This is a genomic window from Streptomyces sp. UNOB3_S3, assembly GCF_020740895.1.
Classification (GTDB): domain Bacteria; phylum Actinomycetota; class Actinomycetes; order Streptomycetales; family Streptomycetaceae; genus Streptomyces.
In genome coordinates this window covers 1-10,579 of sequence record NZ_JAILXP010000256.1, presented here as the reverse complement: position 1 = coordinate 10,579, position 10,579 = coordinate 1, and the positions used below count along the sequence as shown (strand labels likewise).

Sequence of the window (10,579 nt, the reverse complement as noted above, 5' to 3'; positions counted from 1 at the left end):
CCCACCCCCACCCCCGGCAAGGTGACGCTCACGGTGACCAACCGGTGCGGGGACGCGGTCCACCTCTACCTCGGCGTGGACCACCTCGGCTGGGTCGCCGACGGCCGGACCACCAATTTCGAGACCGAAGCCACGTCCGCCCGCACATTACGGGTGAACGCCGGGACGTCGGGCGTCGTGTCCCGCGTGCTGCGGCTCGAACCGCACCACCCCGTGCACCTGACCGTCCGTGGGGAGGGCGGCGAGCTGTCCCTGAGCGGCGACGGGATAGTGCAGCGGCCCAAAAAACGGCAGCCGCCCACAACACCCCGGCCCACGCGGCCCGCACAGCCCACGCGGCCCGCGAGCCCGAACGCCAACCGCCCGGAACCGCAAACCCCGCCGGCTCCTCCACCGGACCCGTCCACCGCCCGGAACTGGGGCTACGCGGCCGCCGCACTGGCCGTCGCCCTCCTCCTGTACGCCTTCAACCCGGGCTTCTCCGGCTGGGTCAGCCGCTACCTCCACGGCTCCGCGACGTCGGCCAAGGTCGGCGACTGCGTCCACCGCGACAAACAGGGCTGGGTGAAGGTGCCGTGCTGGTCCGGTGCCGACAAGTACCAGGTACGCACCACGCCGGTCGGCGCGCTCGCCTCGACGACCGCCTGCCCGTACGGGATGGAAAGCATCTTCATCGACACGAACGCCTACGTGTGCGGGGAGCCGAAGTAGCGGACGGTTCGGGCGCGGGCCACGAAGGGGCGGGAGAGGACCGTGACGGCGATGGAGGTCGCGGCCAGAGCGGTGATCGCGGTGCCGGGCGTGACGTACTGGGCGACACCGCCGGCGATCGCGGCTCCGATGCCCTGCCACGTCATCCGGCCGGCGGACTCGACGCCCTGGACCTGGCCGCGGACCGGGTCGGGGGTCGACGCGAGGAGCTGCTCCTGGAGCGGCAGAGTGGCGGCGAACCCGGCGCCGGCGACGAACACCGCGGCCGTCACCACCGGCACGGGTGGATGGACGGCGAACAGCAGGTACGGGACGGCGAGCAGCAACCGCAGGGCGAACGCGCAGCGGCGTCGCCGGTCGGCGGTGAGCAGCCTCCCGACGGTCAGGTCCCCGAGGAGCATGCCGGCCGATCCGGCGGCCAGGAGGACGCTCGCGAGATCCGGGTCGTAGGAGATGAACAGCGCCTCGCAGCCGACGATCAGGCCGTTGGGGACCCACAGGTTCAACAGCACTGCCCGCCGGCCGGAGTGGGAGAAGAGCGCGATGTTCGCTGTCCAGGTCTGCCGCAGTCCGGGGCGGCGGGTCGGACGGATCGAGCGTTCCCGGACGGTCGCCGCGACGACGACCGATCCGGCCCCGGTCAGGCCTGTGGCGACGAGGAACACTTCTCGCGGGCTCAAATGCCGCAGCAACATGGCGCCGACGGCGTAGCCGAGGACCGCCATGCCACCCGAGGTGATGTTCATCAGCGAACGTGCCGGCGCGTACGCGGAGTCCGGTATCACTTCGGCGAGCAGTCCCATCCGCGTGCCGGTCTCCAGTGACTGGAAGAAACCCACCACCGCCAGCAACCCGAACCGGGCGGCGAGCGGCAGCCCCGGAACCGCCTGGGCGGCGGCACCCGCCAGCGAGACGCACTGGAGGGAGAGGAGGGTCCGGCGGGGGCGGCTGCCGTCCGCGACCGACATCAGTGTCAGCGCGCCGAGCACCGTGGCGAACGTGGCGCCGTACATGCTCACGGCCGTCAGGAACGGGGATCGGGTCTGGCGGTTGACGAGGGTGCCGAGCGCGAAGCCCGACAAGGTGCTCGCGGCGACCGTCAGTGTGAGGCCGGCGTACAGGCCGGCGAACTCACGGTTGCGCAGGAGCGCGCGATAGCCGGTGGTGGGAGGGGGCGTGCTGGAGGTGGAGGTGGAGGTGTCGGAAGGCATGAAAAAAGCCTCCGAGCACACCGATTGGGGCGCCGAAGGCCAACGTGTGCACTCTAGCAGCCGGACCGGCCCCGCCCGCGCCGGGTCCGGTTCACCGGCACAGGGCCACGTCCACGACCTTCTCCACGCGCTTCATGGCCGGCTCGTCGGACGGTTTGCCGGTCACCGCGACGTTCGCGGCGCGACCGGTCTCGGTGACGCCGCCCCGGGTCTCGTAACCCGGGAGGTCACCGCCGTGGCCCCAGTAGACACCGCCGCACGACAGCGGCCTGCTCACGATCCCCAGCCCGTAGCGGCCGCCGGGGCCGAAGAGGTCGTCGGCGGGAACGGTGGTGCGCATCTGCGCGAGCTGGGCGTCCGGAAGGAGGCGGCCGGCCAGGAGCGCGGTGAAGAACCGGTTGAGGTCGGAGTTGGTGGAGATCATCCCGCCTGCCGCCCAGGCCCAGGAGGGTTCCGTTTCCGTGACGTCGCGCAGTGGTCCGTCCGCCGAGTCCCGGTAGTAACCCTTGGGGTGGGGTTCCCGGATGGTCGCGTCGCCGGGGGCGGGGAGGTAGGTGTGGCGCAGGCCGAGGGGTTTGACGATACGCCGGTCCATCTCGGTTCCGAGGGTGTGGCCGGTGACCTTCTGGATGATCAGGCCGGCGAGCAGGTAGTTCGTGTTGCTGTACGCCCACTTCGTCCCGGGGGCGAAGTCGGCCTTGTGCTGGAGGGCGATGTCGAGGAGGTCGCGGGGTTCGTAGTACCGGGGCTGAAGGTCGTACTTGGTGTAGTTGGGGAGTCCGCTGGTCTGCTGGAGGAGCTGACGGACGGTGATGCGGCGCCCGTCGATGTCCTCTCCGCGTACGAGGCCCGGGAGGTAGGTGTCGACCGGCTCGTCGAGGCCGACCTTTCCTTCGGCGACGAGTTGCAGCACGATCACGGCGGTGAACGTCTTGGTGTTGCTGCCGATCCGCACCTGCCCGTCCACCGGCACCTTCGCTCCGGTGGCCAGGTCGCCGACCCCGGCGGTGTAGTGCCGGGTGCGGCCGTCACGGTCCTTGACGCTCGCCAGCGCGGCGGGCAGGCCGTCGGCCTTCACCAGCGCGTCGAGGCGCTGCTGGACGGTGTCCGGTCCGGTGGCGGCGGATGCCGAGGCCGGTGCCAGGGCACCCACCGTCATGACGCCGGCCGCCAGCGCGACCGCGGCCGACGCCACTCTGCGCCGGCCGGCACCACCCCGCCGCCGGGAAGAACGCGACGTGTGCCATGCCTGCTGCTCGCTCATGAGCCAACTCCTGGGGAATCGTCGGAAATCCAGCGCTTCGCGCCGGGCCCCACACTTCCGGACGCGGCAGCCCGCCACGATCCCGCTACCCTCCCGGCCTCGGGTGGGGCTAACCCCCGGCACGGCTCGCCGCGCGGTCATCCCCTCGAGCGCGACCCGGATGTAGTTTGGGGGACGCCCGGCGGGTCTCCGCCCGGCGGTGGGGCGGGACGAGGGGGCAGGCGTTGGGCGTCGTAGTGCTGGCACTCGGGGGCACGATCTCGGTGCCGGGACGTGGGCGGGGAGAGCGGCTCAGCGGGGCCGAGATCACCGCGGCCGTACCCGGCCTGGCGGAGCTGGGGGTCCCCCTGGACGTGCGGGACGTGCAGGCCGTGCCCGGTGGCAGCCTCACGTTCGCGCAGGTCCTGGACGTCGTCGCCGTCGCCTCGCGGGCCGTGGCCGGGGGTGCGGACGGCGTCGTCGTCACACAGGGCACCGACACCCTGGAGGAGACGGCCTTCCTGGCCGACCTGGTGTGGCCGCACGAGGCGCCGTTCGTGCTGACCGGTGCGATGCGGCAGCCGGCCATGGCGGGGGCGGACGGGCCGGCCAACGTCCTCGCCGCCGTGCGCGTCGCCACGGCCCGTGAGGCGCGCGGTACGGGAGCGCTGGTCGTCCTCAACGACGAGGTGCACGCGGCGCGGTGGGTGCGCAAGACGCACAGCACGAGCACCGCGACCTTCGCCTCGCCGGACACCGGCCCGCTCGGGCACGTCGTCGAGGGCAGGGTGCGGATGCTCCTCACCCCGCCCCGGTACGAGCCGCTGCCGGCCGGATTCGGCCGGGAGCGGCTCGAGGACGCCCGCGTCGCCCTGCACGTGGTCACCCTGGACGACGACGGCGTGCGGCTCCAGGGGCTGGAGGCCACGCACAGGGGCCTGGTCGTCGCCGGGTTCGGCGTCGGTCACGTACCGGGCGCGCTCGCGCCCCGGCTCGGCGCCCTGACCGAGCACATGCCGGTCGTGCTGACCTCGCGCACCGGGAGCGGCCCGGTCCTGCGGCACACCTACAGCGCGCCCGGCTCGGAGACGGACCTGCGGCGGCGCGGGCTGATCGACGGCGGCTTCCTCGACCCGTACAAGGCCCGGGTGCTGCTCCGGCTGCTGCTGGCAGCCGGAGCCGGGCACGACGACATCGCGGAAGCGTTCGCCCTGCGGGGCTGAGACGCCGGGGCCAGCGGTCAGCTACGGGAGCGGGGGCTCCGGGCCGGCGGCGTGATGCGTACGCGCTCCTCGGCGGGGGCGTTCTCGATGTCGTCGAGCTGCGCGACGATCGTGCCGCGCAGGTCGTCGTAGTCCTCGAATTCGTAGTCGTGGAACAGCGTGTGGCCCGACCACATCAGGTTCGCGCACACCCGGGCCGGGACCCGGCCCGTCCGGGCCCCCATGCCGACCAGCGCCACGGACCCGATGCTGCCCGGCGCCGCCTTGTTCTGCCGGTGTATCGCCTGGAACGCGGCGGCGCACGCCAGGGCCACGTTCAGGGTCTCGCTCACGTTCTGCGCGGACTCCTCCATCGTCGGCGTCGAGATCAGGAACTTCGGGACGACCGCCCCGGACGGGACGCACACCGCGCTTCCCACCGGCAGCCTTCCCCCGAACTGGTCGCGGATCGCCCGCTGCACGCGCAGCTGGATGCCCGCGCCGAGGTGCCGCTTGATGGCCGCGTCGACCCCGCCGTCCATCCGGCCCCGGGAGTTCGTCGGAGTCACCCAGGCATCGACCTTCTCGTCCAGGATCGAGCCCTTGCGGATCTCGATCCCGGGGGTGTCGGCGAACGCCGCCCGCCACGCCTCCACCACCGACGCGTTGACGTCGGTCAGCACCACCTTCAGCGGCGACTGCGTACGGTCCATGCTCATGCTCCACTCCGATCGGGATACGGCCCTCGGTGATGCGGGCCTCGGTCGTTCACGACGCTACCGCGCCCCACTGACAAGGCCGTTCCGCCTCCGGCGCCGTTGTCGGACCCCCTCGGTATAACAGTGAGGTCCCGCACAGCTGTGGGGTCCGCCTGCCATTCGACGGACTCCCGCGAACACCGGAGTCCCAGCACCATGAGCGACGCCCACTCCCCCGCCACGCCCGACCCGAACGACCCGAACGACCCGCTGGCCCTCGCCGAGCTCTTCGAAGGCGGCGGTGAGCCGTGGCTTCCGCTGCTGAAGCCGGCGATCGAGGCGCAGCCGGACGCGGCCGCGTTCATCGGCCCGGGCCGCGGCCCGGAGGTCGTGCCCGTCCGTGAGCTGACCTTCCAGGCGCTCAAGCCCCATCCGCCGCACAAGTGGAAGGTCGTCGTCTTCGGCCAGAACCCCTACCCGCGGCCGGAGAGCGCAACCGGCATCGCCATGTTCGACAACACCTTCCACGACTGGAAGGACAGTCAGTTCGGACGGGTCGTCAGCATTCGCTGCATCATCAAGGCGGCGGCGATGTGGAAGCACGGCATACCCAAGAAGACCCCGATCGCCGACGTCCGCGCGCTTCTGAAGGAACAGGACACCGTCCAGCCGCCGGAGTGGTTCCAGGCGATGCTCACCCAGGGTGTGCTGTTGCTGAACGCGGCGCTCACCGCCGGCAGTGACGGGTCGAGGGGGCCCGACCGGCACACCGTGTTCTGGCGTCCGGTCGCCGAGCGGATCGTCGAGGAGATCCTCAAGGCCAAGCAGAACGCCGACGAGGAGGACCGCGGTGTCGTCTTCGCGTGGTGGGGTGCTCACGCGCGCAACCTGAAGAAGATCGTCCTCCGGCTCCAGGAGAAGTACCCCGAGGTCGAGGTCCGGCACATCGACCACGCCAATCCCGCGGCGCAGGGCGACATCTTCTGCGAGGGCGACCACTTCGGTGTGGTGAACGACGCCCTCGCCTCGCTGGGCATGGATGAGATCGACTGGCTGCCGAGCAAGGGGTGGGGCGAGGCCGCGACGGGGACCGGCGGGGCGGACGACGGTGTCGCCGAGCGCATGGGCGCGTTCATCGCGTCCACCATGGAGCTGCACCAGCTGTATCTGGAGCGGCTCGCCGGGGTCAAGGACGAGGGCCTGGCCCTCCCCGCGATCACCGGTGTGTTCGACACCCCGCTCATGGAGTTCCGTGACGCCGTCGCCCCGGTCGCCGGGCTGCTGTCCGGTCTCGACCGTCATGTCGGTCTGTCGCACGACTTCGGCAAGCGGCGGGCGGACGAGGCGGCCGGCGCCGGCGGCCTGTCCGCCGACGCGATCGCCGCGCTCTACCTCTACACCTGCGAGTCCGCGTTCTACCGGGAGATCAACGCCATTCTGCGCGCCCCGGACCGGAGCAGGCTCGTCCCGTACCTGCCGTATCTGCGGCTGCTGTTCTCTGCGGTGTCGGGGCTTCCCGCCCGCACGGAACCGCTGTGGCGAGGAGTGTCGCTGGACCTGCGGGCGCAGTACCCGGTCGGCCGGACCGTCACCTGGTGGGGTGTCTCCTCGTGCACGTCCAAGCTCGGCGTGGCACGGGCGTTCCTCGGGAGCCGCGGCAAGCGGACGCTCTTCGAGGTGAGCCCCGTCCGGGCCGTGGGCATCCAGGACTTCTCCGCGTTCACGGGCGAGGAGGAGTTCATCCTCACGCCGGGCACCCAGCTCAAGGTGACGGACGTGAAGACCGAGCGCGGCGGTCTGTGCACCGTAAAGCTGACCGAGCTGGAGGAGCAGACCCTCGTGTCCTGAGTCGTGCTTCTGAGTCGTGCTCCTGAGTCTTGTCCTGAGCGGGCGGTGGTCGTACGCCGCCCCGGTGTGCGAGCCGCACGGGGGTACGGCTCGCGCATCGGGGCGGTGCGGTCGGGAGGAAACGGCTCCGTCAGCCGGTCGCGGTCGTGGCGCAGGCGACGTGTCCCCAGCCGTCGGGGTTCTTCGCGATCGTCTCGCCCTTCGCGTACGGCTTGCCGCAGCGGCAGCGCCCGGGGAACCTCGCCTTGAGCGACCCCTTCGTCCGGCCGCTCGACGGGCGCCGCGTCCCCGGCTCCGAGGAGGGCTTCCGGGCGCGGCCGCCGGCCTTGGGCCCGGCCACGGCCCCGGCCTCCGGTTCGGGCAGGGCGGACCCGAAGGAGGTACCCGCCTCCCGCTGGATACGGGCGGTGTGGCTCGCGGCCGCGTCGGCGGCGGCGTTGAGGGGGTCGCCGTCGACCTGGTGGGCCGGTACGTACACGAACTCGACGGCGCGGCCGGTCAGCAGCTCGTCGATCCGCATCACGAGCGCCTGGTTGGCCACCGGGGTGCCGGCGGCCGTCTTCCAGCCCTTTCTCTTCCAGCCGGGCAGCCATGTCGTCACGGCCTTCATCGCGTACTGGGAGTCCATCCGCACCTGCAGGGGAACGGCCGGGTCGGTGGACTCCAACAGCTCCTGGAGCGCGGTGAGTTCGGCGACGTTGTTCGTCGCGGTGCCCAGCGGTCCGGCCTGCCAGCGGTGTACCTCGCCGGTGGCGTCACCGACGACCCATGCCCAGGCGGCGGGACCGGGGTTGCCCTTCGACGCGCCGTCACACGCGGCGATGATCTGTTCGTGCATCCCCCCATGGTGCCAGCTCTTCGCCATCAGTCGCGCGCCGCCGGAACCACCTGCCCCCACCGACCCATCTGTTTGATCAACGGGGACTCGGCAACGCGCGTCAGCACACGCGCTCACGCTCACGCACACGCACCAAAGGGGCAGGGATCGGCATGGCCATCAGCAGGCGCACACTCCTGACAGCGACGGGTACGGGGCTGGCGGCGACCGCCGCCTGGGGCGCCACGGCGACGACCGGCGCGGCGCGGGCCGACACGAAGAGGGCCGGCGACGCGTGGGCCGCGTCCAGGGCGGCCCGCGTCGCGGAGAGCGACTGGACCGCCCTCGGCAAGGGCCTCGCCGGTGGTCTCGTCCGGCCCGGCGACGCCGACTACACCGCCGCCCGTCAGCTCTACAACACGCGCTTCGACGTGCTGCGCCCGGCCGCGATCGCCTACGTCGCCGGCACCCCGGACATCACCGAGGCCCTGGCCTTCGCCCGCCGTTTCTCCATACCCGTTTCCATCCGCAACGGCGGTCACAGCTACGCGGGCTGGTCCAGCGGCAACGGCCGGCTCGTCATCGACGTCTCACAGCTGAAGACCATCCGCACGCCGTCCGCGTCCAGTGCCGTCATCGGCGCCGGAGCCAAGCTCATCGACGTCTGCACGAGCCTGGCCGCGCACGGCGTGACCATCCCGGCGGGTTCCTGCCCCACGGTCGGGGTCTCCGGGCTCACCCTGGGCGGCGGACACGGCGTCCTCTCCCGTGCCTACGGTCTCACCTGCGACAACCTCACCGGCGCCACCATTGTCACCGCCGACGGCAGGACCCTCGACTGCGACGCCACCCGCGACGCGGACCTCTTCTGGGCCCTGCGCGGTGCCGGCAACGGCAACTTCGGCGTCGTCACCGAACTCCGCTTCCGCACCCGTACCGTCGGTGAGGGGGTGACCGGATATGTCTCCTTCCCCTGGTCCAAGGCCGCGGCCGTCGTGCGGGCGTGGCAGGAGTGGGGGCCGGACCGGCCGGACGAGATCTGGTCCGCCTGCGACCTGTCGGCCGCGGCGGGCGGCACCCCCCGGATATCCGTCGCCGCGTTCTCGATCGGCTCCTACGGGGACCTGGAGAACGCGTACGACGAGCTGATCGGCAAGGTGGCCAAGGCGAGCGGCGGCCGTGACGGCGTCGGTACCGTCCGTCTGCGCCGCCGCTCCTACCTCGACACGGTCCGCGCGTACGCCGGCTGTGGCGACAAGTCCACCGAGCAGTGTCACCTCCCGGGGGCCACGCCCGGCCGTGAGTCCTCCGGGCAGCTGGAGCGCGAGACGTACGCGGCGCGCTCGGACTTCTTCGACCGCTCGCTCGACGACGCGGGCATCCGGACGCTGCTCGACCAGCTGGAGCGCTACGGGCGCGGGGTCAAGGGCGGCGGTGCCTCGGTGCAGCTGACGGCGCTGGGCGGCGCGGTCAACCGCGTCGGGCCGCTGGACACGGCCTTCGTGCACCGGCGCTCGCGCATGCTGGCCCAGTACCTGACGTCGTGGGCGGCGGGCGGGCCTGGCACGGCGCAGACCGCCTGGCTGGACGAGGCGCACACGGCGATGCGCCGCCACGCCTCGGGCGCCGCCTACCAGAACTACACCGACCCGGGCCTGACGGACTGGCGCAGGGCCTACTACGGGGACGCGGCGGACCGGCTGGCGGAGCTGAAGCGGCGGTACGACCCGCGGCGCGTCTTCGACTTCCCGCAGGCGCTGTGAGGCCCGGGGCAGGCGCCACGCGCCTGCCCCGCCTGCCCGGTCGGCCGGTGAGCCGGGCCCCGCGACGGGCCCGGCCGGCGCCTCACGTCAGTCCGTCGCCACGGCCGCCTCGACGATCGACACGGCCGCCCCGGTCGGCACGACGCGTACCATCCGCAGCCCCGCCTCGGCGAACAGCCGGCGGAAGTCCTCCTCGCCGCGCTCCCGGCCGTTCAGCGTGGTCATCATCAGCACGTCGAGGATCTTCCCGGGGTGCGGGCTGTTGTCCTGCGGGATGACGGCGTCGACGGCGAGGAGACGGCTGTCGGCCGCCATGCCGGCGCGGCATGCGCGCAGGATGCGGACGCACTCCTCGTCGGGCCAGTCGTGGAGGATCCGCTTGAGGAGGTAGACGTCGCCGCCGGACGGGACCGAGGTGAAGAAGTCACCGGCCCGGACCTCCCAGCGCCCGGCCAGGTCGGGTACGTCGAGCGAGTGCCCGCGCAGCACGGCGTCCCGGTCGTACAGGACGCCCGTGAGGCCCGGGTTGCGCACCAGCGTCCGGCGGAGCAGCCCGCCGCGCCCGCCGCCGACGTCGACGACCGTGCCCTTCGCGGGGAAGGCGTACGCGGCGGCCACCGCGTCGTCCTCGCCGGTGGAGACGTTCGCCATGCCCCGGTCGAACGCCTCACCGGCGCCGGGCTCGCGGGACAGGTACTCGAAGAAGGGGGCGCCGTAGATCTCGTCGAAGGCGGAGCGTCCGGAGCGCACGGTGTCCTCCAGCCGCCCGGCGGGCCGTGTGAAGGACTCGTCCGTGGCCATGAGGACGGCCTCGCGTAACGACGACGGGATGTCGGAGCGCAGGCGTTCGGCCATGGGCGTGAGGTGGAAGGCGCCCTTGTCGTCCTCGCGGAAGACGTCCCTGGTGGCGAGCAGCCGCAGGATCCGGCGCAGATGCCCTTCGGAGGTGCCGGTCAGCGCGGCGAGCTCGCCCGCGCCGCGGGGGCCGTCGGCGAGGTGGTCGGCCACGCCGACGCGCGCCGCGGTGCGCAGCGCGGCGGAGTGGAGATAGCTCAGCGCGTAGTCGGTGAGGAGCGCGGCGAGGGG

General features: G+C 72.4%; 8 protein-coding genes and 1 pseudogene. 4 read left to right on the top strand and 5 right to left on the bottom strand.

The genetic code is table 11. The annotated features are described in order from the left end of the window. Nucleotides 1-711, top strand: a pseudogene (locus tag K6I33_RS24450) (hypothetical protein); the annotation flags it as partial. On the opposite strand, the gene K6I33_RS24445 reads toward K6I33_RS24450, so the two are convergent. Next, nucleotides 687-1,922 (bottom strand): hypothetical protein, encoded by a 1,236-nt coding sequence (locus tag K6I33_RS24445; protein ID WP_229356674.1) that lies wholly within the window; start codon nucleotides 1,920-1,922, stop codon nucleotides 687-689. The pseudogene K6I33_RS24450 and the gene K6I33_RS24445 overlap by 25 nt on opposite strands. A gap of 91 nt (nucleotides 1,923-2,013) precedes the next feature. Beyond that, nucleotides 2,014-3,186 (bottom strand): serine hydrolase, encoded by a 1,173-nt coding sequence (locus K6I33_RS24440; protein ID WP_275126761.1) that lies wholly within the window; start codon nucleotides 3,184-3,186, stop codon nucleotides 2,014-2,016. Nucleotides 3,187-3,410: 224 nt separating this feature from the next. Between K6I33_RS24440 and K6I33_RS24435 the strand changes: the two genes are divergently transcribed. Beyond that, nucleotides 3,411-4,388, top strand: coding sequence for an asparaginase (locus K6I33_RS24435; protein WP_229356673.1), 978 nt, complete (start codon nucleotides 3,411-3,413; stop codon nucleotides 4,386-4,388). 17 nt (nucleotides 4,389-4,405) lie between these two features. Here K6I33_RS24435 and K6I33_RS24430 read toward each other — a convergent pair whose 3' ends face one another. Further along, a complete protein-coding gene (locus tag K6I33_RS24430) occupies nucleotides 4,406-5,080 on the bottom strand; it encodes a macro domain-containing protein (protein ID WP_229356672.1) in 675 nt (224 codons plus the stop codon). Between the two features lie 201 nt (nucleotides 5,081-5,281). On the opposite strand from K6I33_RS24430, the gene K6I33_RS24425 reads away from it, so the two are divergent. Beyond that, a complete protein-coding gene (locus K6I33_RS24425) occupies nucleotides 5,282-6,913 on the top strand; it encodes an ADP-ribosyltransferase domain-containing protein (protein WP_229356671.1) in 1,632 nt (543 codons plus the stop codon). A gap of 130 nt (nucleotides 6,914-7,043) precedes the next feature. Here the strand turns inward: K6I33_RS24425 and K6I33_RS24420 are convergent, their stop codons facing one another. Beyond that, on the bottom strand, nucleotides 7,044-7,751 hold the full coding sequence (locus K6I33_RS24420) for a ribonuclease H (protein ID WP_229356670.1): 708 nt from the start codon (nucleotides 7,749-7,751) through the stop codon (nucleotides 7,044-7,046). Between the two features lie 152 nt (nucleotides 7,752-7,903). On the opposite strand from K6I33_RS24420, the gene K6I33_RS24415 reads away from it, so the two are divergent. Further along, nucleotides 7,904-9,493, top strand: a complete 1,590-nt coding sequence (locus tag K6I33_RS24415) for an FAD-binding oxidoreductase (protein WP_238492001.1) — start codon at nucleotides 7,904-7,906, stop codon at nucleotides 9,491-9,493. 87 nt (nucleotides 9,494-9,580) lie between these two features. Here the strand turns inward: K6I33_RS24415 and K6I33_RS24410 are convergent. Further along, nucleotides 9,581-10,579: acetylserotonin O-methyltransferase (locus K6I33_RS24410; protein WP_229356669.1), on the bottom strand; the 999-nt coding region annotated here is incomplete at its 5' end.